Annotated in this window: 25 protein-coding genes; 15 read left to right on the forward strand and 10 right to left on the reverse strand. The window is 65.6% G+C overall.

All coding sequences use genetic code 11. The features are described 5' to 3' along the window. Position 1: 1 nt before the first annotated feature. From ACLQ62_RS07165 to ACLQ62_RS07185, 5 genes are all read left to right on the forward strand, one after another. Positions 2 to 325, forward strand: a complete 324-nt coding sequence (locus ACLQ62_RS07165) for a non-heme iron oxygenase ferredoxin subunit (RefSeq protein WP_411720960.1) — start codon at positions 2 to 4, stop codon at positions 323 to 325. Between the two features lie 4 nt (positions 326 to 329). Next, positions 330 to 1,094, forward strand: a complete 765-nt coding sequence (gene sufC / locus ACLQ62_RS07170) for a Fe-S cluster assembly ATPase SufC (RefSeq protein ID WP_411720961.1) — start codon at positions 330 to 332, stop codon at positions 1,092 to 1,094. 9 nt (positions 1,095 to 1,103) lie between these two features. Next, complete coding sequence (locus ACLQ62_RS07175) at positions 1,104 to 1,433, forward strand: metal-sulfur cluster assembly factor (RefSeq protein ID WP_411720962.1); 330 nt, start codon at positions 1,104 to 1,106, stop codon at positions 1,431 to 1,433. A 27-nt stretch (positions 1,434 to 1,460) separates the two neighbouring features. Beyond that, positions 1,461 to 2,672 carry a MalY/PatB family protein gene (locus ACLQ62_RS07180; RefSeq protein WP_411720963.1) on the forward strand — a complete coding sequence of 404 codons (1,212 nt, stop codon included), beginning with the start codon at positions 1,461 to 1,463 and terminating at the stop codon, positions 2,670 to 2,672. A 64-nt stretch (positions 2,673 to 2,736) separates the two neighbouring features. Next, on the forward strand, positions 2,737 to 4,335 hold the full coding sequence (locus ACLQ62_RS07185) for an ABC-F family ATP-binding cassette domain-containing protein (RefSeq protein ID WP_411720964.1): 1,599 nt from the start codon (positions 2,737 to 2,739) through the stop codon (positions 4,333 to 4,335). 142 nt (positions 4,336 to 4,477) lie between these two features. Here ACLQ62_RS07185 and ACLQ62_RS07190 read toward each other — a convergent pair whose 3' ends face one another. The 3 genes from ACLQ62_RS07190 to ACLQ62_RS07200 are packed head-to-tail and all read right to left on the reverse strand — an operon-like array spanning position 4,478 to position 5,843. Continuing rightward, complete coding sequence (locus tag ACLQ62_RS07190) at positions 4,478 to 5,323, reverse strand: SURF1 family protein (RefSeq protein ID WP_411720965.1); 846 nt, start codon at positions 5,321 to 5,323, stop codon at positions 4,478 to 4,480. Next, complete coding sequence (locus ACLQ62_RS07195; protein WP_411720966.1) at positions 5,320 to 5,544, reverse strand: hypothetical protein; 225 nt, start codon at positions 5,542 to 5,544, stop codon at positions 5,320 to 5,322. Before ACLQ62_RS07195 ends, ACLQ62_RS07190 begins: the two co-directional genes overlap by 4 nt. Further along, entirely contained in the window at positions 5,541 to 5,843 is a 303-nt protein-coding gene (locus ACLQ62_RS07200; RefSeq protein WP_411720967.1) for a DUF3099 domain-containing protein, read from the reverse strand. The genes ACLQ62_RS07195 and ACLQ62_RS07200 overlap by 4 nt, the downstream gene beginning before the upstream one ends. Before the next feature lie 100 nt (positions 5,844 to 5,943). Here ACLQ62_RS07200 and ACLQ62_RS07205 point away from each other — a divergent pair, with 100 nt between their 5' ends. Beyond that, the gene (locus ACLQ62_RS07205) at positions 5,944 to 6,669 is read left to right on the forward strand and encodes a beta-ketoacyl-ACP reductase (protein WP_411720968.1); all 726 of its coding nucleotides are present in this window, start codon (positions 5,944 to 5,946) and stop codon (positions 6,667 to 6,669) included. A 7-nt stretch (positions 6,670 to 6,676) separates the two neighbouring features. Here ACLQ62_RS07205 and serB read toward each other — a convergent pair whose 3' ends face one another. Both serB and ACLQ62_RS07215 read right to left on the reverse strand, forming a co-directional pair. After that, entirely contained in the window at positions 6,677 to 7,348 is a 672-nt protein-coding gene (serB, locus tag ACLQ62_RS07210) for a phosphoserine phosphatase SerB (protein WP_411720969.1), read from the reverse strand. After that, the gene (locus ACLQ62_RS07215) at positions 7,345 to 8,589 is read right to left on the reverse strand and encodes a glucose-1-phosphate adenylyltransferase (protein ID WP_411720970.1); all 1,245 of its coding nucleotides are present in this window, start codon (positions 8,587 to 8,589) and stop codon (positions 7,345 to 7,347) included. The genes serB and ACLQ62_RS07215 overlap by 4 nt, the downstream gene beginning before the upstream one ends. A gap of 45 nt (positions 8,590 to 8,634) precedes the next feature. Here ACLQ62_RS07215 and glgA point away from each other — a divergent pair, with 45 nt between their 5' ends. The 3 genes from glgA to ACLQ62_RS07230 all read left to right on the forward strand — a co-directional run bounded on the left by glgA (position 8,635) and on the right by ACLQ62_RS07230 (position 11,022). Beyond that, positions 8,635 to 9,822: a glycogen synthase gene (gene glgA, locus ACLQ62_RS07220; protein WP_411720971.1), complete on the forward strand. Its 1,188-nt coding sequence runs from the start codon at positions 8,635 to 8,637 to the stop codon at positions 9,820 to 9,822. 50 nt (positions 9,823 to 9,872) lie between these two features. Beyond that, positions 9,873 to 10,655 carry an ABC transporter ATP-binding protein gene (locus ACLQ62_RS07225; protein WP_411720972.1) on the forward strand — a complete coding sequence of 261 codons (783 nt, stop codon included), beginning with the start codon at positions 9,873 to 9,875 and terminating at the stop codon, positions 10,653 to 10,655. Positions 10,656 to 10,770: 115 nt separating this feature from the next. Beyond that, a complete protein-coding gene (locus ACLQ62_RS07230; protein WP_411720973.1) occupies positions 10,771 to 11,022 on the forward strand; it encodes a type B 50S ribosomal protein L31 in 252 nt (83 codons plus the stop codon). Positions 11,023 to 11,242: 220 nt separating this feature from the next. Here ACLQ62_RS07230 and ACLQ62_RS07235 read toward each other — a convergent pair whose 3' ends face one another. Both ACLQ62_RS07235 and treS read right to left on the reverse strand, forming a co-directional pair. Beyond that, on the reverse strand, positions 11,243 to 11,944 hold the full coding sequence (locus ACLQ62_RS07235) for an exonuclease domain-containing protein (RefSeq protein ID WP_411720974.1): 702 nt from the start codon (positions 11,942 to 11,944) through the stop codon (positions 11,243 to 11,245). Between the two features lie 38 nt (positions 11,945 to 11,982). Then, positions 11,983 to 13,731 (reverse strand): maltose alpha-D-glucosyltransferase, encoded by a 1,749-nt coding sequence (treS, locus tag ACLQ62_RS07240; protein WP_411720975.1) that lies wholly within the window; start codon positions 13,729 to 13,731, stop codon positions 11,983 to 11,985. A gap of 118 nt (positions 13,732 to 13,849) precedes the next feature. Here treS and ACLQ62_RS07245 point away from each other — a divergent pair, with 118 nt between their 5' ends. Both ACLQ62_RS07245 and ACLQ62_RS07250 read left to right on the forward strand, forming a co-directional pair. After that, on the forward strand, positions 13,850 to 14,746 hold the full coding sequence (locus ACLQ62_RS07245; protein ID WP_411720976.1) for an alpha/beta fold hydrolase: 897 nt from the start codon (positions 13,850 to 13,852) through the stop codon (positions 14,744 to 14,746). Next, positions 14,743 to 15,345 carry a hypothetical protein gene (locus tag ACLQ62_RS07250; protein WP_411720977.1) on the forward strand — a complete coding sequence of 201 codons (603 nt, stop codon included), beginning with the start codon at positions 14,743 to 14,745 and terminating at the stop codon, positions 15,343 to 15,345. Before ACLQ62_RS07245 ends, ACLQ62_RS07250 begins: the two co-directional genes overlap by 4 nt. A 188-nt stretch (positions 15,346 to 15,533) precedes the next feature. On the opposite strand, the gene ACLQ62_RS07255 is transcribed toward ACLQ62_RS07250, so the two are convergent. Further along, complete coding sequence (locus ACLQ62_RS07255) at positions 15,534 to 16,382, reverse strand: Sir2 family NAD-dependent protein deacetylase (RefSeq protein ID WP_411720978.1); 849 nt, start codon at positions 16,380 to 16,382, stop codon at positions 15,534 to 15,536. A gap of 111 nt (positions 16,383 to 16,493) precedes the next feature. Here ACLQ62_RS07255 and ACLQ62_RS07260 point away from each other — a divergent pair, with 111 nt between their 5' ends. Both ACLQ62_RS07260 and ACLQ62_RS07265 read left to right on the forward strand, forming a co-directional pair. After that, complete coding sequence (locus tag ACLQ62_RS07260) at positions 16,494 to 17,315, forward strand: TrmH family RNA methyltransferase (RefSeq protein WP_411720979.1); 822 nt, start codon at positions 16,494 to 16,496, stop codon at positions 17,313 to 17,315. A 52-nt stretch (positions 17,316 to 17,367) separates the two neighbouring features. Then, positions 17,368 to 18,600, forward strand: coding sequence for a D-alanyl-D-alanine carboxypeptidase family protein (locus tag ACLQ62_RS07265; RefSeq protein ID WP_411720980.1), 1,233 nt, complete (start codon positions 17,368 to 17,370; stop codon positions 18,598 to 18,600). Positions 18,601 to 18,610: 10 nt separating this feature from the next. Here the strand turns inward: ACLQ62_RS07265 and ACLQ62_RS07270 are convergent, their stop codons facing one another. After that, positions 18,611 to 19,417 (reverse strand): SGNH/GDSL hydrolase family protein, encoded by an 807-nt coding sequence (locus tag ACLQ62_RS07270; protein ID WP_411720985.1) that lies wholly within the window; start codon positions 19,415 to 19,417, stop codon positions 18,611 to 18,613. A gap of 178 nt (positions 19,418 to 19,595) precedes the next feature. Between ACLQ62_RS07270 and ACLQ62_RS07275 the strand changes: the two genes are divergently transcribed. After that, positions 19,596 to 21,404 carry a DEAD/DEAH box helicase gene (locus ACLQ62_RS07275; protein WP_411720986.1) on the forward strand — a complete coding sequence of 603 codons (1,809 nt, stop codon included), beginning with the start codon at positions 19,596 to 19,598 and terminating at the stop codon, positions 21,402 to 21,404. A 256-nt stretch (positions 21,405 to 21,660) separates the two neighbouring features. Then, entirely contained in the window at positions 21,661 to 22,158 is a 498-nt protein-coding gene (locus ACLQ62_RS07280) for an SRPBCC family protein (RefSeq protein ID WP_411720981.1), read from the forward strand. 116 nt (positions 22,159 to 22,274) lie between these two features. Here ACLQ62_RS07280 and ACLQ62_RS07285 read toward each other — a convergent pair whose 3' ends face one another. Further along, the gene (locus tag ACLQ62_RS07285) at positions 22,275 to 22,772 is read right to left on the reverse strand and encodes a hypothetical protein (protein WP_411720982.1); all 498 of its coding nucleotides are present in this window, start codon (positions 22,770 to 22,772) and stop codon (positions 22,275 to 22,277) included. Between the last annotated feature and the right edge of the window lie 294 nt (positions 22,773 to 23,066).

Consider the following 23,066-nt stretch of genomic DNA (forward strand, 5'->3'; position numbering starts at 1 on the left):
CGTGGCTGAACTTGTCTGCGCCCTCCGCGACCTCAAGGTCAACGAGGCTAAACGCGTCGTCGTCGGCGGCAAGTCGATCGCCCTTGTGCTCGACGGCAACGGGGATGTCCACGCAATCGGTGACACCTGCACCCACGGTGACATCTCGCTCTCGGAGGGGTTCGTCGAGAACGACACCCTTGAGTGCTGGGCGCACGGCTCCCAATTCTCCCTGCTCACGGGCAAGCCACTGTCGCTTCCCGCCTACGAACCCGTCCCGGTCTACCTCGTGGAGCTGACCGACGGCAACATTTTCATCGACCCGACCGTAACGAAAGAGATCTGAGCTCATGGCTGTACTTGAAATCCGCGACCTGCACGTCAGTGTCCAGACCGAACAGGGATCCAAGCCCATCCTGCGCGGCGTCGACCTCACCATCAAGAAGGGCGAGACCCACGCCATCATGGGCCCCAACGGCTCCGGCAAGTCGACGCTCGCGTACACCATCGCCGGCCACCCGAAGTACACGGTCGACTCCGGGTCGATCACCCTCGACGGCCAGGACGTTCTCGCGATGACCGTCGACGAACGCGCCCGCGCCGGTCTTTTCCTCGCCATGCAGTACCCGGTGGAGATCCCCGGTGTCACTGTCACGAACTTCCTTCGCACCGCCAAGACCGCCATCGACGGTGAAGCACCGCCCATCCGTCACTGGATCAAGGACGTCAGATCCTCGATGAAGAACCTTCGGATGGACTCGACCTTCGCCGAGCGCAACGTCAACGAGGGCTTCTCGGGTGGCGAGAAGAAGCGCCACGAGATCCTCCAGATGGAGCTGCTCAAGCCGACCTTCGCCGTTCTCGACGAGACGGACTCCGGCCTCGACGTTGATGCGCTCAAGATCGTCTCCGAGGGCGTGAACCGTGCCAAGGAAAATACCAACCTCGGCGTCCTCCTGATCACCCACTACACGCGCATCCTCCGCTACATCAAACCGGACTTCGTGCACGTCTTCGTTGACGGCCGCATCGCCGAACAGGGTGGCCCTGAGCTGGCCGACCGTCTCGAGGACGAGGGCTACGACCGCTTCCTCGGCAACGAAGCGACGGCGTAAGCTTCGATCATGGTGACCACACTGAGCCCTCAGCGCTTCGACGAAGTCGAAGAAGCCCTCAAGGAAGTGATGGATCCCGAGCTCGGGATCAACATCGTCGACCTCGGGTTGATCTACGACCTCGGCTGGGACGACGAGAACGACGCGCTCATCATCCACATGACGTTGACCTCCGCCGGATGCCCACTCACCGATGTTCTCGAGGAACAGACCGCCCAGGCGCTTGACGGCGTCGTCGAGGCGTTCCGGATCAACTGGGTCTGGATGCCGCCGTGGGGTCCCGAGAAAATCACCGATGACGGCCGCGACATGATGCGGGCGCTCGGCTTCTCGATCTGACCCGGTTCCAGAAGATATCGTCGGAGCATGACAGCTGTCTCCTCCGACCCGATCGACGTCCTGCGTTCCCGGACGAGCGAGAAGTGGGCTGAACACCACTCCGACGTTCTGCCGATGTTCGTCGCAGAGATGGATTATCCGCTCGCCGAGCCGATCCGCCGCGCCCTGCACGCGGCGGTCGATCGGGGAGATGCGGGCTACGTCGCGTCAGCAAACCCACTGCCCGACGCTTTCAGGGGCTACACCCGCCGACGATGGCACTGGGACCTGTCGTCGGCCACCCTTCTGACAACGGCCGACGTGAGCATGGGGATCGTCGAGATCCTCCGGCGCGTCACGATGCCCGGCAGCCCTGTGGTGATCACCCCGCCGGTGTATCCGCCGTTCTTCGACCTCCTGGCTGAAGCCGGCGCATCCGTCGCTGCCGTTCCCTTGCGCGACGCCGGCGACGGTCTGAGGCTCGACTTCGCCGCTCTGGAGTCGGCGTTCGCGGCCGGAGCACGCGCATTCCTTCTCTGCAACCCTCACAACCCGCTCGGTTCCCCGCACAGCAGGAACGAGCTCGAGCGGGTGGCCGACCTCGCGGCCTCCTACGGTGTGACCGTGATCAGCGACGAGATCCACGCACCGCTGACCCAGCCGGACGCGACCTTCACGCCGTACCTCAGCGTCTCGGCGTCCGCGCGCGCTTCGGGGTTTGCCGTGCACTCGGCCAGTAAGGCATGGAACATCGCGGGCCTCAAGTGCGCCATTATGGTGGCCGAGGGGGAGGGGCCGGTCAAAGTCCTCGACCGGATGCCGTTCGAGGTTGCCTGGCGGACGGGCCAGTTCGGCATGCTGGCCAGCGTGGCGGCGTACACCGACGGTCAGGAGTGGCTCGACGGCGTGCTTGAGGCGATCGCCCGCAACCTCGACCTGCTCGACCGCCTGCTCCGGGAGCACCTGCCGGAAGTGACCTGGCGCCGACCCGACGCGAGTTACCTGGCCTGGCTCGACTTCCGGGGCCGCGGGTGGGGGAGCGATCCCGCCGAACGGATCCTCCGAGAGGCGAAAGTCGCCCTCAGCCCGGGGCCGGGCTTCGGTGAACCCGGCGCCGGGTTCGCGCGGATGAACATCGCCTGCTCCCCTGAGTTGCTCGAGCAGGCGATCCGACGGATCGCCTCCATCCCACCCGGAGCGAGCGCCGCAGAGCCCGGTGCCCGAACCGGTCCGGGCGAGCTTCCAGCCCCGACAACGTAGACTGTTGGGTCGACCCCTTTGTTTTGCGCCGTTTTTTGGCGCGCCGTCAAGAATTGGACCTGCTTTGCTGAGTGTGCACGATCTCGAAATTCGCGTCGGGGCACGGGTTCTCATGGACGACGTCAACTTCCGCGTCTCCGACGGCGACAAGATCGGCCTGGTCGGCCGCAACGGCGCAGGCAAGACCACGCTGACCAAGGTCCTCGCCGGAGAACTTCAGCCATCGAACGGCAAAGTCGAACGTTCAGGCGAACTGGGCTACCTTCCGCAGGACCCACGCTCCGGCGACCCCGAGGAGCTCGCGCGGACTCGCATTCTCAACGCCCGCGGGCTCGGCAGCCTGGTGCTCGGCATGCAGGAAGCCACCATGGGCATGGCGTCGACGGATGCCGCGATCAGCGCCGCCGCGATGAAGAAGTACGGCAACCTCGAAGAGCGGTTCCAGATGCTCGGCGGCTATGCGGCCGAAGCGGAGGCCGCGTCGATCGCGAGCAACCTCAACCTGCCGGACCGGATCCTCGACCAGCAGCTGAAGACTCTGTCTGGCGGCCAGCGCCGACGGATCGAACTCGCCCGGATCCTGTTCTCCGACGCCCGCACGATGATCCTCGACGAACCGACAAACCACCTCGATGCCGACTCGGTGACCTGGCTTCGTGAGTTCCTCAAGACCTACACCGGCGGGTTCATCGTGATCACCCACGACGTGGAACTCGTCGGCGAGACCGTCAACAAGGTGTTCTACCTCGACGGCAACCGTCAGGTCATCGACGTCTACAACATGAATTGGAAGAACTACCAGCGCCAGCGCGAAGCCGACGAGGAACGACGCAAGAAGGAACGCGTCAACGTTGAGAAGAAGGCGACGTCGCTTCAGCTCCAGGCTGCGCGATTCGGCGCCAAGGCGTCCAAGGCTGCCTCAGCGCACCAGATGGTCGCGCGTGCCGAGAAGATGCTCTCGGGGCTCGACGAGGTGCGCACCGTCGAGCGGGTCGCCAAACTGCGTTTCCCCGACCCAGCTCCGTGCGGCCGGACACCGCTGATGGCGTCGAACCTGTCGCGCAGCTACGGCTCGCTGGAGATCTTCACCGCTGTCGATCTTGCCGTTGACCGCGGCTCCAAGGTCGTCGTTCTCGGCCTCAACGGCGCCGGGAAGACGACGCTGCTGCGGATCCTCGCGGGCGTCGACAAACCGGACACCGGGCAGGTCGAACCAGGCCACGGTCTTCGGATCGGCTACTTCGCGCAGGAGCACGAAACGCTCGACGTCAAGCGCAGCGTGCTCGAGAACATGGTGTCGAGTTCACCGAACATCACCGAGACCGAAGCACGCAAGGTCCTCGGATCGTTCCTGTTCACCGGTGACGACTCACATAAGCCGGCCGGAGTGCTCTCCGGCGGAGAGAAGACGCGACTGGCACTCGCCATGATCGTCGTCTCCGGGGCGAACGTGCTTCTGCTGGATGAGCCCACGAACAACCTCGACCCAGCCAGCCGCGCCGAGATCCTCGACGCACTGGCACATTTCACGGGCGCTGTCGTCCTGGTCAGCCACGATGAGGGTGCCGTTCAGGCGCTCAACCCGGAGCGGGTCCTCATCCTGCCCGACGGTGTGGAGGACCACTGGAACAAGGACTACCTGGAACTCATCGAGCTGGCCTGAGTCCTCCCCGCCGGTGTAGCCGACCACCGGAAGCACCGACTACCTGGAACTCATCGAGCTGGCCTGAGTCCTCCGCGACGGTGTAGCCGACCACCGGAAGCACAGACTACCTGGAACTCATCGAGCTGGCCTGACGATGTGGTCAGCGAACGGATGCGTCGAGGATGTCGTCCTCCACGTCGGCGTCCGAGCGTTTCGCGACGCGCTTTCGTTCCCGCTCCGCCGCGCGAGCCTGCTCTGCAGGGTCGTCGGCATTGAGGTGACGGTATTCCTCACGGATCGCGTAGCCGAGGAAAGCGAACCCGAGCAGGCCGAAGACGATCCACTGCAGGGCATACGACAGGTGTGACCCCTCGTCGAGTTCCGGCTTGAGCGCCGGAAGCGGACGCGCGTCGACGGGAGCCGGCGTCTCGGATGCCATCAACCCGTATGCACCGGTGTAGACCGGGGTATCGAGCCGGTCGTCGAACTGGGACAGCTCAACGGTCGCGATCTGGCCCTCAGCGGCGCTTCGTCCCTGCAGGGCCGGTTCACCCGGCTTCAGGCGTGCCGTCACCGTCACCTCACCGGTCGGTGGGGCGGGCACAACGTCGGGCAGATCCTGCGCATTGCCGGTCGGAAGCCATCCCCGATCGACGATGAAGACGCTGCCGTCCGACACCTGCAGCGGAGTGAGCACCTCGAAACCCGGCTGCCCGTTACGGGGCCGGTTGCGCACGAGGACCTGGTCTTCGACCAGGTAGCTGCCGGTGACAGTGACGGGGGTCCATTCCAGGTCGTCGTCCCAGGCATCGGTGGAGGGCAGGACGTTGTCGAGCGGAATCGGATCGTTCTCATAATTGTCGAGAACACGCGAGTTCTCGAGCTTCTTCTCGTCCAGCCGCGACACCTGCCAGTTGGACAGCAGCACACAGACGACCGCGAAGACGACGGCGACGGCCAGGTAGCCGAACCACCGCTTGCTGATCACGAATCGCCAGTTGCTCAAGAAACGTCCTTCGGGGTCAGGGGGAGTGTGGTCACGGGGAAATCCCGTGCGGTGAGGAAATCGTGCAGGTAGCTCCTGTGCTCATCGCACGCGAGCCAGACCTTCACCCGGTCCTCGGCGTGGATCTTCGGATTGCGCCACTCGATCCGCCATCCGGCCGTGGCGGGGCAACCGGCCCGGGAACAGGTGAACTGCCCGGGCTCCTGGAACAATCCGATCATGACGCCTGTCGGTCCTCGGCGTCGTCCTCAGGCGCTTTCCGCTCAGGAATGGCGACGACACCGCCTGGGCGCAGCACTGTCGTGTCCGCAGTGGGCGCACCGACGTTGGCGAGGACGACCGCGACGTACGGCAGGCAGATCGCCCCGGCGGCGCACACGAAAAGCCACCAGCCATCGACGAACAGCATCATCACCAGGCACACCACACGAATGCTCATAGCAATCGTGTACTTGAGCATTCGTGCTCGCCGGTCGGCATCAGGCGACGGCGGCAATGAAGTGATGGATGGCTGTTTCATTCACTCCAAGACTACGCTTGTTTGCGCACCCCCAGCAGGGTTCACGGCGGAATCCCCGGACTCGCATTCGCTGGGATCCACTCCACACCGGAAGGCCGACATGCCCCACTCTGAGAACTCTTCCCCGCGCACGGTACTCGTCACAGGGGGGAACCGCGGAATCGGCTACGCCATCGCAGAGGAGTTCGTCGCGCGCGGTCACCGTGTAGCCGTCACCGCCCGGTCGGGCGACGGCCCGGCCGGAAGCCTCACCGTCCGCGCGGACGTCACCGACGCCGACTCCATCGATGCCGCGTTCAGCGAGATCGAGCAGAAGCTCGGACCGGTCGAGGTCGTGATCGCGAACGCGGGGATCACCCGCGACACGCTTTTGATGCGCATGAGCGACGACGACTTCGACAGCGTTGTGAACACGAACCTCGGCGGATCGTTCCGCGTGGTCAAGCGCGCGTCCAAGGGCATGCTGAAGGCCCGGTTCGGCCGGATCGTGCTCATTTCGAGCGTCGTCGGCCTGTACGGCGGCCCCGGCCAGGTGAATTACGCCGCGTCGAAGGCCGGTCTCGTGGGAATGGCCCGCTCGATCACGCGTGAACTCGGCGCTCGGGGCATCACCGCCAACGTGATCGCTCCCGGTTTCATCGAAACGGACATGACCGCTGAACTGCCCGAGGCGACCCAGGCGGAGTACAAGAAGGGCATCCCAGCCGGGCGGTTCGCGACTCCCGCCGAGGTGGCGAAGGTCGTCGCGTGGATCGCCGGCGAGGATGCCGGTTACATCTCAGGCGCGGTCATCCCGGTCGACGGCGGCCTCGGGATGGGGCACTAGCCCCGGGTCAGCCGCGCAGACCGAGCAGCGGCAGCACGTCGGCGAGGTCGACGTGGTCGATGACCACGTCGGCCCGCTCGCGAACGGCAGGTTTGGCGTTGAATGCGACACTGAGCCCGGCGACGCCCATCATCAACAGATCATTCGCGCCGTCGCCGATCGCGACCGTCCTCGAGGCCGGCACGCCGGCATCCGCTGCCCATTCGAGAAGGGCGGATGCCTTCGCGTCTGCGTCGACGATCGGACCGTCGACGCGCCCGGACAGGAGACTGCCGGACACCTCGAGCCGGTTGGCTCGCCAGACGTCGAGCCCGAGTGTCGCGGCGAGGGGATCGAGCAGTTCGTGGAAGCCGCCAGACACGACGCCGACCCGGCCCCCGGCAGCCTGGATTCCCGCGATGAGCTGGTGCACGCCGCGAGTGGGACGGATTCGGGCCGACACGGTCCGGAAGACGGACTCGTGCAGTCCGGCGAGGGTCGCGACGCGGCCGCGAAGGCTTTCCGCGAAGTCCAGTTCGCCGCGCATGGCGCGTTCGGTCACGTCAGCGACGAGGGCGAGCGAGCCGGCCTCCTCGGCGAGGAGTTCGATGACTTCGTTTTCGATCAGGGTGGAGTCGGCGTCGAGCACGACAAGGAACCGGGCCGGCGCCTGGGGCGACGGCGGAAGGGTGGAGCTCATCGGGAGACGCGCACTCCCTTGCCCACCACGGTGAGTCCTGAGTCGGTCACGGTGAAGCCACGGGCGCGGTCACGGTCGTGGTCGACCCCGATGGCGGCGCCGTCCTCGACGACGACATCCTTGTCGAGGATCGCCCGCTTCACCAAGGCATCCGGTCCGACGAGCACACGGTCGAACAGCACCGAGTCGACGACCTTCGCACCGGACTCGACGTTCGACCAGGCCCCGAGGACGCTGCGTTCAATATGTGCACCGGAGATGAGCGAGCCGAGCGAAACAATCGAATCGATGACCTGGCCGAGGTTGCCCTTCGCGTCGCGGACGAACTTCGCCGGAGGGGAATTCAGCTGCTGGCTGAAGATCGGCCACTCGCTGTTGTACAGATTGAAGATGGGCAGAGTGGAGATGAGGTCCTGGTGGGCTTCGAAGAATGAGTCGATCGTTCCCACGTCACGCCAGTAGTACCGGTCACGGTCCGTTGACCCTGGCACGGTGTTGTTCTTGAGGTCGAACACGCCGGCGTCGCCTCGAGCAACGAAGTCGGGGATGATGTCGCCGCCCATGTCGTGGTTGGAATCCGTCCGCTCGCCGTCGCGGGTCACGGCGTCGATGAGCGCGTCGGTGTTGAAGACGTAGTTGCCCATCGACGCGAGGACCTCGTGTGGTGCGTCGGCGAGCCCTTCGGCGTTGATCGGCTTTTCGAGGAACTCAGCGATCCTCGTCGGGTCGTTCTTGTCGAGCTGGATCACGCCGAACTGGTCGCTGAGCTCGATCGGCTGGCGGATCGCCGCGACGGTTGCACCGCGCCCCGAATCGATGTGGGCCTGGACCATGTCGCGGAAGTCCATCCGGTACACGTGGTCGGCACCGACGACGACGACGATGTCGGGCTTCTCGTCACGGATGAGGTTGAGGCTCTGCAGGATCGCGTCGGCTGAGCCGGAAAACCAGCGTTTTCCGAGCCGCTGCTGGGCGGGCACCGAGGCGACGTAGGAGTTGAGGAGGCCGGACAAGCGCCAGGTCTGCGACACGTGGCGGTCGAGGCTGTGTGACTTGTATTGCGTCAGGACGACGATCTGGGTGAAGCCGGAGTTGATCAGGTTGGAGAGCGCGAAGTCGATGAGACGGTACTGCCCGGCGAACGGTACAGCGGGTTTTGCCCGGTCCGCGGTCAGCGGCATCAGGCGTTTCCCTTCGCCGCCAGCGAGGACAATGCCAAAAATCTTCTTCATCGCGACCATGCCCCCAGACTAGAGGCAACCCCATACCTGTACTAGCTTCGTGACATGCGAGTTGATCTTCTTACCCGGGAATACCCACCAGAAATCTACGGCGGGGCCGGTGTGCACGTCGCCGAGCTCGTCTCGGCCATGCGAGGGGAGATTGACGTCACTGTGCGCTGCTTCGGTGCTGACCGCAGCGAAGCGAACACGTTCGCGTATCAAGTCCCGACTGAGCTGGCCGGTGCGAACGGTGCGCTGACCACGCTCGGCACCGACCTGCTGATGGCGCAGGATGCCGCGGGAGCCGACCTTGTGCACTCGCACACCTGGTACGCGAACGGCGCCGGGCACGTTGCGAAACTGCTGCACGGCATCCCGCACGTCGTGTCGGCGCACAGCCTCGAGCCGCTGCGCCCGTGGAAGGCGGAACAGCTCGGCGGCGGATACCGCGTCTCGAGCTGGATCGAGAAGACCGCGTTCGAAGCGGCGGATGCGGTCATCGCCGTGAGCAATGGCATGCGGCGTGACATCCTCCGCAGCTATCCCGCACTGGACGAGTCCCGCGTTCACACCATCTACAACGGCATCGACCTCGCCGCCTGGCAGAGGGTGCACGACGACGAGCTGGTGCGTTCGCTCGGAATCGACCCGACGCGTCCCAGCGTCGTCTTCGTCGGCCGGATCACCCGGCAGAAGGGCTTGCCGTATCTCCTTCGCGCCGCCGCGATGCTGCCGGCGGAAGTGCAGCTCGTGCTGTGTGCCGGGGCACCAGACACGCCAGAAATCCTCGCGGAGGTCGAGGCCGGGGTTCGGGAACTGGCGAAGGAACGATCCGGGGTGGTGTGGATCGACCGGCTGCTGCCGCGGAACGAGCTGTGCGCCGTGCTCACCGCCGCAACCACGTTCGTCTGCCCGTCGGTCTATGAACCCCTCGGCATCGTCAACCTGGAGGCGATGGCCTGCGGTGCAGCTGTTGTCGGGACCGCCACCGGTGGCATCCCTGAGGTCGTCGAGGACGGTGTCACCGGCCGCCTTGTCCCCATCGAGCAGGTCACGGACGGCACGGGGACACCCGTCGACCCCGATCGTTTCGTCGCTGATCTCGCCGCGGCCCTCACCGAGGTCGTCTCGGATCCGGATGCCGCGAAGGCGATGGGCGAGGCGGGGCGCCTCCGAGCCGAGCGCGACTTCAGCTGGGATCGGATCGGCCGCGAGACCATTGCGCTCTACCGCTCGATTCTGGCGCGCTGACGGGCGAGCCACGGCACGGCCGACCGGATCGGACGGATAGGCTAGAGGACATGTCGAGCGTTTTGCAGTTGAGTGACGTGTCCGTTGTGCGCAATGGCCGTGCGATCGTGAATTCCGTGTCGTGGACCGTCGAGGGGGACCAGCGCTGGGTGGTGCTCGGGCCCAACGGGGCGGGAAAGACCACCATCCTGCAGCTCTCCTCGACCCTCATGCACCCCAGCTCGGGAACCGTCGAGATCCTCGACTCCGAGCTCGGCAAGGTCGACGTCTTCGAACTGCGCCCGCGGATCGGGATCGCTTCGACGGCCATGGCCCGACGTGTTCCGTTCGAGGAGACCGTGCTCGACGTCGTCATGACCGCCGCTTATTCGGTCACCGGCCGCTGGAACGAGGATTACGAGGACATCGACGTGAAGCGTGCTCGGCGCGTTCTCGCTGAGTGGCACCTCGAAGGTCTCGCTGAGCGCCAGTTCGGAACCCTCAGCGACGGCGAACAGAAGCGCGTGCAGATCGCACGGTCGGTCATGACCGACCCGGAACTGCTCCTGCTCGACGAGCCCGCCGCCAGCCTCGACCTCGGCGCGCGCGAAGAACTCGTCAAGCTGCTCGGTGGTTACGCCCAGTCGCAGGAATCTCCGGCCATCGTGATGGTCACCCACCACGTCGAGGAAGTCCCGGTCGGTTTCACCCACGCCCTGCTGCTCAACGACGGCAAGGTCGTGGCATCCGGCCCGATCGCCGAGGCCCTCACAAGCGAGACTCTGACGGAGACCTTCGGCCTCCCGATCGAACTGAGCACGACCGACGGCCGTTACAGCGCGCGTGCCCAGTGACGCTCGGCATCTGATAAAGTAGGTAGCTGGCCCGATGGCCATACGCTTTCTTGCCGCGCAGTCCGTGCGAGCGAGACTGAAACACAATCTCCTCTTACCTCACAAGGAAGTCCTCATGAAGACTGACATCCACCCCGACTACAAGCCGGTTGTTTTCCGCGACCTCGCATCAGGTGCGACGTTCCTCACGCGCTCAACCGTGGGCAGCTCGAAGACCATGGAGTGGGAGGACGGCAACGTCTACCCCGTCATCGACGTCGAGATCTCTTCCGAGTCGCACCCGTTCTACACGGGCAAGCAGCGCATCATGGACTCCGCAGGACGCGTCGAAAAGTTCAACAAGCGCTTCAAGGGCTTCGGCAACTAACCGACCTCTTTTTCGCAAAGACCCGCATTCTTCGGACTGCGGGTCTTTGTCGTCGGTGGGCGCAGGGCCGCCCCATCTGGGTGCAAGGGCACGTATTCACCCGGTCCGGACCCACTCACCAGGTCCACCGGATGACGACGTCCGGAGCGAGTGAGTACATCGCGCGACGTGCCCGCCCTCGGCCCGCCGGCTGGGCGCATCGGCGGTGGGTGGGGTGCTCTCAGCGCACCGGCCAGCCGGTGGATGCCACGAAGGTGGCGTCTCGCGTGCGGCGCATGTAATCCTGGAAACTGTCTGCCTGGTCCTGGCACCAGCCCGCCTGCAACCGGTGCAGCTCGAGAGCGTCGACGTCGAGGGCGCGCGCGTGGGTGCGGGCGATGGCCAGCGCCACCCGCCCGGCGGCGATGGCGTCGGCGCCCGCATCATGCGCCTCAGTGAGCTCGACGCCATAGTGGAGTGCCGCCGCCTCGAGGGTCCGCTTGCCCTTGCGGTAGCGGTCCATGGCCTTGTCGATGACGAGCGGGTCGATCACCGGGGTGGGCTCGACGAGCGGCACCACGTGGTGCCTCACCGACTCGTGGAACAGCAGCGACAGGTCGTACGGGGCGTTGTAGATGACAACGGGAATGCCGGCGTCGAAGTAGCCGCGCAGTTCGGCGACGATCTCGGCGACGACGGCAGCGGCGGGCCTGCCCTCTGCCCTCGCCCGTTCGGTACTGATCCCGTGCACGGCTGTCGCCTGCTCAGGGATTTCGATACCAGGGTCAGCGAGCCAGTCACGCCGGTGCAGCACGTCACCCCGTCCGTTCAACAGCCCAACGTTCGCGCTGACGATGCGACTCGTGATCACGTCGATACCGGTTGTCTCCAGATCGAAGACGGCAAGGGACTCCGACCACGGTGTTACTGCTGTTGTCTGCACGGGCGCAACGTTAGGGCGGACCACCGACATGTCGTCGCTCACGCGTGACGCCGCTGAGAGAAGGGGGAGTCGGTCGGACGTGCCACGTGGAGCCAATAGAAGCTCTGCGTCGCGATGGTGAGGGTCACTTCGCCGTTCTCGTCGAACGGCGGGAACTCCCCGCCACCGAACAGGTCGAATAGCCGGCAGCCGGCGAGCTCGGGGGCGATGATCTTCGTCGCGATCGGGTGGTGCGAGAAGCTGAAGACACAGAGGATGTCTTCCTTCTCATCCCCGATGTGACCTCCGGAGTGCCCACCTGTTCCCGAGTAGCTGCGGACGAAACTGAGAACGGATTCGTGATCGTTCGCGACGACCTCGACGCTGCCGAGCCCGAACGCCGGGTGCCCCTTGCGCACATGGATCACATTGCGCACCCAGTGCAGCAGCGATCGCGACTGGGCAAGCTGTGATTCGACGTTCACGAGGGTGTAGTTGAAGACGAGGGACTGGACCACAGGGAGGTACAGTTTGCCGGGGTCAGCCGACGAGAAACCGGCGTTGCGGTCGGGCGTCCATTGCATGGGCGTGCGGGACGAATCACGGTCAGCGAGCCAGATGTTGTCGCCCATGCCGATTTCGTCGCCATAGTAGATGAACGGGCTCCCGGGCAGGGAGAACAGCAGCGCATGGGCGAGTTCGAGCTCGGCACGCGAGTTGTCCAGCAGGGGAGCGAGGCGACGACGGATACCGATGTTCGCGCGCATCCGCGGATCGTATGCGTACCAGCCATACATGGCCTGGCGGTATTCCTCACTCACCATCTCGAGCGTGAGTTCGTCGTGGTTGCGCAGGAACACGGCCCAGCCGGCCCACTCAGGCACGTCGGTCGTCTCAGAGAGCACACGCACGAGCTCCTCAGCCTGCTGTGACCGCAGCGAGTAGAAGATCCGCGGCATCACCGGGAAGTCGAACGCCATGTGGCATTCGGGCTCTTCGTCCGTGCCGAAGAACGCCGCCACTTCACGCGGCCACTGGTTCGCCTCAGCGATCATGACCCGGCCGGGGTACTCCAGGTCGACCATCGCACGGAGCTTCTTGATGAAGGCGTGCGTCTCAGGTTCACCCTCGCCGTTGCCGCCGTCGGATTCGTAGAGGTACGGGATGGCGTCCAGCCGGAACCCGTCCACGCCCATGTCGAGCCAGAACCGGACGATGTCGAACATGGCGTCATGGACGGCCGGGTTCTCGTAGTTGAGGTCGGGCTGGTGCGAGAAGAACCGGTGGAAGAAGAACTGGCGTCTCACCGGGTCGAACGCCCAGTTGGAATCCTCGGTGTCTGTGAAGATGATGCGGATGTCCGGGTACTTCTCGTCGGTGTCACTCCAGACGTAGAAGTCGCCGTATGGGCCGTCCGGATCTTCGCGCGATTCGCGGAACCAGTCATGCTGGTCGGAGGTGTGGTTGAGCGGCATGTCGATGATGATGCGCATGTTCCGCTCGTGAGCCTTCGTCACGAGGTCCTTGAACTCGTCGACGGTACCGAACTCGGGAAGAATCGACCGGTAGTCGGAGACGTCGTAGCCGCCGTCGCGCAGCGGTGAGGTGAAGAACGGGGGCAACCAGAGCGCGTCGACGCCGAGCCACTGGAGGTAGTCCAGCCGGCTGGTGAGACCCTGCAGGTCGCCGGCGCCGTCCCCGTTGCTGTCGACGTACGACCGCACCATCACCTCGTAGAAAATGGCCCGGCGATACCACAGGGGGTCGCGGGCGAGGCCGGGAAGTTGGATGGGCGCGGTGAATGTCACTGGGTACCGATTCCGTGTCTGGGGGGCGTGAGGTGTGAGTCCTCGGGTTCGTCGGGATCGAGTCTATGGGGAGCACCGTTCGGCGGCCGGGAACGAAAAGCCTAAACTGGGATTGCCCATGACTGTTCGCTCCCCATACTCCGCGCGACTCGATCGCATCCCCGTCTCTCGGCGATCCGTCCGCACCGGCGGAAGCCTCACCAGCTACTGGGAGTACGGGCAACCGGGAGATGCGCCGACGATCGTCATGGTCCACGGATTCCGGGGCGACCACCACGGTCTCGAACCGGTGGTCGCTCACCTCGAAGGCTTCCACATTCTCAGCCCAGACCTCCCCGGCTTCGGCGAGTCGGAGCCGCTGGGGAGGATCCACGACATCGACGGATACGCGACCTGGCTGAATGAGTTCGTGTCGGCGGTGGATCTTGCTGAGCCGCCGGTGATCCTCGGTCACTCCTTCGGGTCGATCGTCGTCTCCGCCGCCCTCGCACGGACCCCCTTGCGCGCCCCGCGGGTGGTCCTCGTCAACCCGATCGCTGCGCCGGCACTCGCCGGGCCACGCGGCATCCTCACCAGGCTCGCAGTTTTCTACTACCTGGTGGGTGCCCGGCTGCCCGAACGACTCGGCTTCGCTCTGCTGCGCAACCGGGCGATCGTGCGGATGATGAGCGTGACCATGGCGAAGACGAAGGACAAAGGCCTCCGCCGCTGGATCCACAACCAGCACGACCTCTACTTCAGCGCCTTCGGTAACCGGGCCGTCGTGCTTGAAGCGTTCAAGGCATCCGTCGGTGACGACGTCAGCGAGTTTGCCGCCGACATCGTCGACCGTACGCTGCTGATCGCCGCTGACCAGGACGACATCACGCCGATCGCGGCACAGCACACCCTGGTCAGGCGGTTCCCGGACGCGACACTCGAGATCCTCCCCGGCGTCGGCCATCTCATTCACTACGAGGTCCCCGGCCAGGCGGCGGAGCTCATCCGTCGCTTCCTGGCGGAGGACCCGGCGTGAAGCTTCTCGTCGACTGCCGCTGGGTGACGGAGAACCCCGATGACCAGCTCAGCCGGAGAACCCGCGGAATCGTCCACGCCCTCGCTGAACGCCGCTCGTTCGTGATGATCGTCGGCCCGACCACAGCCCTCGACCTCCTGCCAGCCCTGCCCTGGGAACTGCTGCCATCGCCGTACAGTCCGGCTGAGTTGTTCACCGGGAGGAAACTCAACAGCATCGGTGCCGACGTGGTCTTCACGCCGGCACCCGGTCTGATGGGCCTCGGGCGCCGGTTCGGCCTGCTCGTCGCCGGCGGCACGCCGCACTGTTCCGAAGACGCTCACCCGCTGCATCGGCTGCTCACGTGGCCGTGGCGATTCCGATTCACGCGAAGCTGGATGATGCGGTCCGCCGACGTGGTTCTCGGGGTGTCGGGAGCGCAACAGCGGCTTCTGCTCGGCGACAGTTCCGCCGACCAACAGGTTGTGACCCTGCACACCGAGGATGCGGCTAGCGTGTCGCCCGACGCGTGGCGGGAGTCTGCTGCACAGTTGGACGCCGTCATCGACGACGAGTACGCCGCTGTGCAAGCCAGACGGGACGCCGCCGGGGACCGCTGAGCGGTCGAATGCACTGGCGAAGACGACTGCGAACCGTGCGATTCCCGGTTCTGCCGCCGATGACCTCCGCGCCTCTCGCGCTGCAGCCCCCTTCACCGCACGCTCCACAGGAGAAACCGCGGCCGTCGAACGCTCGACAGGAAGAACTGACACTCTCGCGACCACCCGCCCTGCTGAGCGTCTGCCGGTCAGTCCAGGAGTCGATCGGCAAGCGCCGCGAGGGTCTCCGACGCACCGGCGTTCAGTTTCACGGTGGCGCGGGAATCGCCCTTCGTTTCGCCACGGTTGATGATGACGATCGGGCGCTTGCTCCGCCTGGCGTGTTCGAGCAGACGGATGCCGGAATTCACGACGAGCGAGGAACCGGCGATCACCAGGGCGTCCGCCTGGCCGACGAGGTCCCGAGCCTCTGAAAACTTGTCCGTCGGCACGAACTCGCCGAAAAACACGACGTCCGGTTTCAACGCGCCGCCGCACACCGAGCAGGCCGGCGCAACGAAATCGTCGACGTGGCTGATTTCGGCGTCGCCGTCCGGGTTGAGGGTGACGGCATCCGGCTGGGACAGCCAGGGGTTCTCGGAGTCGATGCGTGCGGCGATGCTGGAGCGTGCGAAGGTCTGGCCGCAGTCCAGACAGTGCACCCGGTCCATCGAACCGTGCAGGTCGACGACCCGCCGGGAACCGGCACGGACGTGGAGCCCGTCGACGTTCTGGGTGACCACCCCGGGAACCAGGCCGGCTTCTTCCAGTGTCGCGAGCATCCGGTGTCCTGCGTTGGGCGTCGCAGCGTCGAACAGCGCCCAGCCCAGGTGGCTGCCCGCCCAGTAGCGTTTGCGCGATGCGTCGTCGAGGAGGAATTGCGACACGGTCATCGGCGTGCGTTTCGGGGCCCCGGCACCGCGGTAATCGGGAATGCCCGAGTCGGTGCTGACGCCGGCCCCGGTGAGGACAGCGAACGTGCCCCCGGACAGGACGGCGTAGGCTGCATCGAGTCCGCGTTCGTCCAACTCCGGCGTCAATCCGGTGATCATGGTCATTAGGCCTTTCGAGAACCCGCCCCTGCCTCGAGGGTAAATGATCCAGATGTCGGAATTGTTTCGGCGGGCGGGCCTTGTTCTGAGAATACGCCACCACCCGAAGGAACCACCGTGCACATCGTCCCCATCTCGAATCTCGACGTCGAGGGACTCTCCGACTTCGCGCGGCTGACGGATGTCGCGCTGCGGCGCGTGCAGGAACCGGAAGGCGGCCTGTACATCGCTGAGTCGCACAAGGTCATCGCGCGGGCGATCGCCGCGGGGCACCAGCCCCGGTCGATCCTGCTGCAGGAACAGTGGCTGCCGGATGTGGAACCGCTGCTCGAGCAATTCCCGGACGTTCCCGTCTACGTCGGCTCGTCGGATGTGCTCGAGAGCCTCACCGGGTACCACATGCACCGCGGCGCCCTGGCCGCCATGCACCGCCCAGCGCTGCCCAGTATGGAGGACCTGCTGGCGGATGCCACACGCGTGGTCATCCTCGAGGACATCGTCGACCACACCAACGTGGGTGCGATCTTCCGCTCGGTTGCCGGGCTCGGAGCAGATGCGGTGCTCATCACCCCCCGCTGCGCCGACCCTCTCTACCGCCGGAGCGTGCGCGTCAGCATGGGGACGGTGCTCCAGGTCCCGTGGACCCGGATGCCTGAGTGGCCGGAGGCTCGGCGGATCCTCGACGCCGCCGGGTTCCACGTCGCAGCGCTCGCGCTCGACGACCGGGCAGTGACGCTCGACCGGTTCGCCGCGAATCCGCCCAACCGGGTGGCGCTGACCCTGGGCACCGAGGGTGATGGTCTCAGCAGGCAGGCCCTCGAAGCGGCCGATTCGACGGTGGTCATCCCGATGCTCCACGGCGTGGATTCGCTCAACGTCGCGTCCGCCAGCGCGGTGGCGCTGTGGGCGCTCCGGAGGTCGCCCTCTACAGCCGACTGACCCTCCTGGGGTCGTCAGCAAACCGCAGGCCTCCCGCCGCTAGAATTGGCCGGTGCCGAATCCCAGCCCATCTTCTCCCGAACGGGTGTACAGACGCAGGCGGGTGACGGTCTTCGGGATTCTTGCCGTCGTGCTTCTCGTCCTCGGCTACATTTCGATTGCTGTTCTGCGCCCGATCCCCGCAAATGCCGCCCAGCTCGAGACGACGGCACCGATCAGCCAGCCGGCGACTCCACTCCAGTGGCCCGATTACGGTACAGGGGCGATCGGCGCGGTCGGTATCGACGGCATCCTCGGGGACTCGGGCATCCAGCAGTCCACACCCATGGCCAGCATCACCAAGACCGTGACCGCCCTCGTCGTGCTCGACAGGATGCCGCTGGCAGCGGGCGAAAACGGCCCTGAACTGACTTTGACCGAGGCGGACGCCGGCATCTACTCGCAGACGATCGCCGAGGGAGGATCAGCGGCCCCCGTTGTGCCCGGGTCGGTCTTCAGCGAACGCCAGCTGCTCCAGGCCATGATGCTTCCATCGGCCAACAACTACAGCATCACCCTGGTGACCTGGGCGTTCGGCTCGATGCCCGCGTTCCTGCAAGCCGCGAGCGACTGGCTCGCGGCCCACGACCTCGCCGGCACCCACATCGCTGACTCAAGCGGGCTCGACAGCGACAGCCGCTCCACCCCCGCCGACCTCGTCACGATCGGCAAGCTCGCGCTCGAACACCCGGTCCTCTCTGAGGTCGTCGCGGAGCAGTCCGCTGTGCTGCCGGGCATCGGCACGGTCGAGAACACCAACAAACTGCTCGGAAAAAACGGCGTCATCGGCCTGAAGACCGGCACCACCCGGGTCGCAGGGGCGTGCCTGCTCTTCGCAGCCGAAGCGACAGTCGGAGGCGAGATCATCACGTTCGTCGGCGTGATCCTCGGCGCCCCCAACCACCGCCAGCTCAACCAGGACGTCACCGAGTTGATCGCCAGCGCGACGGCGGGATTCTCCGAGCTTCAGCTCGTCGAAGCTGGAGATAGTTTCGGCAGCTACACGACTCCGTGGGGCGCGGCCTCCGAGATCGTCGCCGCCGAGTCGGCGAGCGTGCTGGTCTGGCAGGATGCCCCGGTGACGGTGACCCCGACGGCATCCGCTCTCGAGTCCGGGGAGGACGGCCGCGAAGTGGGATCCGTCACGTTCGAGCACGACGGCGAGAGCATCGTCGTTCCGCTGGTCCTCGAGGACGAGCTCGACGGGGCCGACCTCGGCTGGAAGCTCAGCAACGCATTCGGCTGACGCCGCGAGTTCAGTCGGCGGCGCGGGTGTACCGTTCGGCGACCGGCCGCTTCGCCGAGATGAAGTCGCCGGAGGATTGATGGCGGATGCGACGGAACACCCACGGGACCAGGTACTCCCGCGCCCAGACCAGGTCAGATGCCCGCGCCTGCCGCCACGACGACAGCGGCATCGGTTCCGGCCGGAGCGGCTTCAGGTCGTTCTCGACCTGAAGCGCAGCGAGCACCATCCTCGCGACCGTGTGGTGACCGAGGGGATTCAGGTGCAGACGGTCAGGCGACCACATCCGGGGGTCCTGCACGTCGGTCAGCGACCACATATCGGCGACGATGCAGTCGTATTTCGCAGCGATCGCGCGGAGGTTCTCGTTGTAAATGGCCACCTTGCCCCGGATGCCCCGGAAGACCGGCGAGAACCCGACATCGACAGCGGTGAACAAGACGATCGTGGGGTTGTCCCTGCTGAGCCGGGCGATCGCCTCGTCCATGCGGGCAGCGGTGACATCCGGATCGGAGCCAGGGCGGAGAACGTCGTTGCCGCCCGCTGAGATCGAAATCAGGTCCGGGTGAAGTTCCAGCGCAGGCCCGATCTGTTGGTCAACGACCTGTGCGATGAGCTTGCCACGGACGGCAAGGTTCGCATACGCAAAATCCTCCACTCCCTGACCGAGGACTTCGGCAACCCGGTCCGCCCAGCCGCGGTGACCACCAGCGAGACGCGGCTCAGGGTCACCGATCCCCTCGGTGAAAGAATCGCCGATCGCCACATAGCGCGACCAGGGGTGGGATCGTGACGCCACGTCATCACTGCCCGCCATGAGGTTCTGGATGTTCTGATCTTCGTGTCGTTCGGTGTCGGTCACGTTCTTCCTCCCATCCGGGGAAGCCTACCCGCGGACGCCACGCCAGGGCACCCATCCGGTTCGCCCGATCGGGCGCGAACGGGTAGATTACAATCAAGTGAGTACAGAGATTTCTTCGGGGGAGCCGGCGAGCATGGATGCCGCGGCAGGACTCCGGATCGGCACCTCTGCCGCTGAGCATCTCTCACCCGCGTTCCCCGAACGGGCCGCCTGGGGCACCGTCTCCAAGCTGCGCGCGTGGCAGGAAGAGGCGATCACCACCTACTTCGCCACTGAACCCAAGGACTTCCTCGCCGCGGCGACACCGGGTGCAGGAAAGACCACATTCGCGCTCCGGCTCGCCGCCGAACTGCTCGCCCGCCGGACCGTCGACCGCATCACCGTCGTCGCACCGACCGAGCACCTCAAACGGCAGTGGGCGGATGCCGCGCACCGGGCAGGCATCCGTCTCGACCCCACCTTCACGAACGCGGCAGGACGCTACGGGAGGCATTACCACGGGGTCGTCGTCACCTACGCCCAGGTCGCCGTGCGAGCCGCGCTGCACCGTGACATCACCGCGTCCTCGAAGACACTCGTCATCCTCGACGAGGTGCACCATGGCGGCGACGCCCTCAGCTGGGGCGATGCCATCCGTGAGGCTTTCGACCCGGCCACCCGTCGGCTGTCGCTCACCGGGACCCCGTTCCGGTCGGATACCGCGCCGATCCCGTTCGTGAGCTACCTGCCCGATCAGCACGGTATCCGAACGTCGCTCACCGACTACAACTACGGTTACGGCCGGGCCCTCGCCGACGGCGTGGTTAGACCGGTGATGTTCATGGTCTATGCCGGCCACATGCGCTGGCGCACCAACGCGGGCGACGAGATGGAAGCTCGACTCGGCGAGGGCAACACCAAGGACATCACCTCTCAGGCCTGGCGCACGGCGCTCGACCCGGCGGGGGAGTGGATCCCCCAGGTTCTCAAGGCAGCCGATCGCAGACTCAGCGAGGTGCGCCACGGCATCCCGGATGCCGGCGGCCTCGTCATCGCCACCGACCAGACCTCCGCCCGCGCCTATGCAGCCATCCTCAAGGATATTTCGGGCGAGAGCCCGACCGTCGTTCTCTCGGACGAGAAGGAATCCAGCGACAGGATCGATGAGTTCTCCAGTGGCACCAGCCGCTGGATGGTCGCCGTCCGCATGGTCTCGGAAGGCGTCGACGTTCCGCGGCTCGCCGTCGGCGTGTACGCGACGAGCGCGTCGACTCCGTTGTTCTTCGCTCAGGCCATCGGTCGGTTCGTGCGCGCACGTCGCCGCGGTGAGACAGCATCCGTTTTCCTCCCAGACGTCCCCAACCTGATGAACCTCGCCAGCCAGCTCGAGCTCGAACGCGACCACGCCCTTGACCGGAAGAACGACGGCGAGGGCGAGGGGGACATGTGGAACCCCGAGGACGCGATGGTCGCGGAGGCGAACCGCGAATCGAAGGGCTCCGATGCGCTCGGCGACGACTTCAAGTACGAGGCGATGTCATCGTCGGCCACCTTCGACCGTGTCGTCTACGACGGAGACGAGTTCGGACAGTGGGCGGAGCCCGGTACAGAAGAGGAACTCGACTTCATCGGCCTGCCCGGGCTGCTGGAACCAGAACAGGTGCACGAGCTGCTCACCCAGCGGCAGGCACGCCAGGCGAAGCGCTCATCGACGAAGGCCCAGCAGGTGCCCGCAGAACCGTCGACGGATGTCCCGCCGCCGCTGTACCGCACGCTCAAGGAGCAGCGGAGCCTGCTGAACAGCCTCGTCGGGCTCTACGCGAAAACCGTCGGGCAGCCGCACGGTCTTGTGCACGCCGAGTTGCGGAGGATGTGTGGAGGCCCCGCCGTGCAGCAGGCCAGTGTCACCCAGTTGCAGTCACGGATCGAATGGCTGCGGAAGAAGATGAGCGGCCGCCGCTGAGCCCGACGGCCGCGGAGTCTGGTCCTTCGACCGGAGTCCGCCCCTTCCTCTCGGTGCTCGCCGCATCATCCGTCGACGGATCCAGAATGATGCCTAGCGAGCCGGGCGAACGCGTCAGCTGAGACCTGTCAGCGCGCGATTGCAGGGACTGCCCCGGTTTCGTTGACCAGGACGACCCCTCGTTCGGCTACCGGGTCATCGCCGACGAGCTCCACCAGGCAGGCGTGAAGGCGGGGGAGAACCCGGTCTGGCGGCTGTGTTCCCGGCAGGCCGGGTCGACGCGTGCGGTGACAACGGCGCGATGGCGTCGTTCTTCGCCCTGTTGCAGAAGACGGTCCTCGACCGGCAAACTGACGCGATGAAAAGTCATCACGTCAGCCGGGTCATCGCGGCGACGCCCGAGGCCGTCTACGAGTTCGCATCCAACGTCGATAATCTGCCGAAATGGGCCGCCGGCCTCGCAGTGGCGAAGGTCGTGCGCGACGGCGACGTGCTGCTCGTCGAGTCGCCGATGGGACGGGTGCGAGTCCGTTTCGTTGAGCAGAACTCCTTCGGTGTGCTCGATCACGACGTGACGTTGCCGTCCGGGACGGTCGTCACGAACCCAGTCCGGGTACTGTCGCATCCCGAAGGCGCCGAGGTGGTGTTCACCGTCCGCCAGATCGAACTCGATGACGCGGCGTTCGCCCGCGACGTCGAGCTGGTCGCAGCGGATCTCGATCGGCTCGCGAGCCAGCTCGGTGACACGGCTTAGCGTCCGGGAGGGAAGGTCGAGCGCTTCGACCGGCACTGTGCGGTCCGTAGCCGAGTCCGGACCAGACGAGACCCCGCGGTCTTCGTCCCGCGGGGTCTCCTTATTGGCTGTCTCGGTCAGTATGGGTAGCTCGGCACGCAGCCGGTGACCCAGAAGACCTTGTACTTGGTGTCGGCTCCGATGGAGCCTGGAGCGTTGACGGTGAGCTTGACGTGGTAGCCCTGGATCGGGTGCGGGGCGCCGAGCTGGCCGATCACGCCCGCGAGGTCGTATGTGACTTCAGCGTCGAGGTCGGTGCCGCCGCCGGCGGCGTCCTCACCGATGAACACCGTGTCGGTGAGCAAGGGGATTGTTCTCCCGGTAGGAGCTTGGCCGTCGAAGTTGACGGTGGCGTTCAGGTTACCCTGGTCGAATCCGTAGAAGTCGACCTGGAACTCGCAGCCGACGTGCGGCTGGTTGCCGGGAGTGGTGTCAAAAAGAAGGCGGTCGAGCTTGATGGTGCCGTTGTTTCCTGGAGGATCGGCGGCGACTGCGGGGGAGGCGAAAACCAGCCCGAAACAGGCAGCCAGGGCGAGAGTGCCGCCGGCGCTGCGGGCAAGTCTGGAAATCTTCATTTCTCTACCTAGATTCTGAAGGGAGCGCCACCGCCGCTTTGCCGGCCGAGGCCTGGAAAACGAGAGTAACACTCACATATTCCCGGAGACCAACATCACGGTGATTGTTCCGTGACCCCTTGACTGGAAGCCAAATCGACGCGGGACTCAGAAGCCAGGAGAAACAGAAAGGCCCGGACGTCACGCGGTCGGGTTGTTCGCGCCTCGAAGTCATCTGTCTTCGCGTTAACCAAGAAGAGGCCGCGCCAATATTGGTCGGGGGGTGTTATTTGTGAAAAAACAGTTAGCGCAAGG

The organism is Mycetocola sp., from assembly GCF_046716805.1.
In the GTDB taxonomy this organism is placed as follows: domain Bacteria; phylum Actinomycetota; class Actinomycetes; order Actinomycetales; family Microbacteriaceae; genus Mycetocola_A.

Coding starts and splice junctions, on each gene's coding strand:
- ACLQ62_RS07200 (WP_411720967.1), bottom strand. CDS start 5,843: ATGAAACAGCCATCCATCACTTCATTGCCGCCGTCGCCTGATGCCGAC.
- ACLQ62_RS07275 (WP_411720986.1), top strand. CDS start 19,596: ATGGATGCCGCGGCAGGACTCCGGATCGGCACCTCTGCCGCTGAGCAT.
- sufC (WP_411720961.1), top strand. CDS start 330: ATGGCTGTACTTGAAATCCGCGACCTGCACGTCAGTGTCCAGACCGAA.
- ACLQ62_RS07245 (WP_411720976.1), top strand. CDS start 13,850: ATGACTGTTCGCTCCCCATACTCCGCGCGACTCGATCGCATCCCCGTC.
- ACLQ62_RS07270 (WP_411720985.1), bottom strand. CDS start 19,417: ATGGCGGGCAGTGATGACGTGGCGTCACGATCCCACCCCTGGTCGCGC.
- ACLQ62_RS07255 (WP_411720978.1), bottom strand. CDS start 16,382: ATGACCATGATCACCGGATTGACGCCGGAGTTGGACGAACGCGGACTC.
- serB (WP_411720969.1), bottom strand. CDS start 7,348: ATGAGCTCCACCCTTCCGCCGTCGCCCCAGGCGCCGGCCCGGTTCCTT.
- ACLQ62_RS07225 (WP_411720972.1), top strand. CDS start 9,873: ATGTCGAGCGTTTTGCAGTTGAGTGACGTGTCCGTTGTGCGCAATGGC.
- ACLQ62_RS07180 (WP_411720963.1), top strand. CDS start 1,461: ATGACAGCTGTCTCCTCCGACCCGATCGACGTCCTGCGTTCCCGGACG.
- ACLQ62_RS07215 (WP_411720970.1), bottom strand. CDS start 8,589: ATGGTCGCGATGAAGAAGATTTTTGGCATTGTCCTCGCTGGCGGCGAA.
- glgA (WP_411720971.1), top strand. CDS start 8,635: ATGCGAGTTGATCTTCTTACCCGGGAATACCCACCAGAAATCTACGGC.
- ACLQ62_RS07285 (WP_411720982.1), bottom strand. CDS start 22,772: ATGAAGATTTCCAGACTTGCCCGCAGCGCCGGCGGCACTCTCGCCCTG.
- ACLQ62_RS07230 (WP_411720973.1), top strand. CDS start 10,771: ATGAAGACTGACATCCACCCCGACTACAAGCCGGTTGTTTTCCGCGAC.
- ACLQ62_RS07205 (WP_411720968.1), top strand. CDS start 5,944: ATGCCCCACTCTGAGAACTCTTCCCCGCGCACGGTACTCGTCACAGGG.
- ACLQ62_RS07195 (WP_411720966.1), bottom strand. CDS start 5,544: ATGATCGGATTGTTCCAGGAGCCCGGGCAGTTCACCTGTTCCCGGGCC.
- ACLQ62_RS07175 (WP_411720962.1), top strand. CDS start 1,104: ATGGTGACCACACTGAGCCCTCAGCGCTTCGACGAAGTCGAAGAAGCC.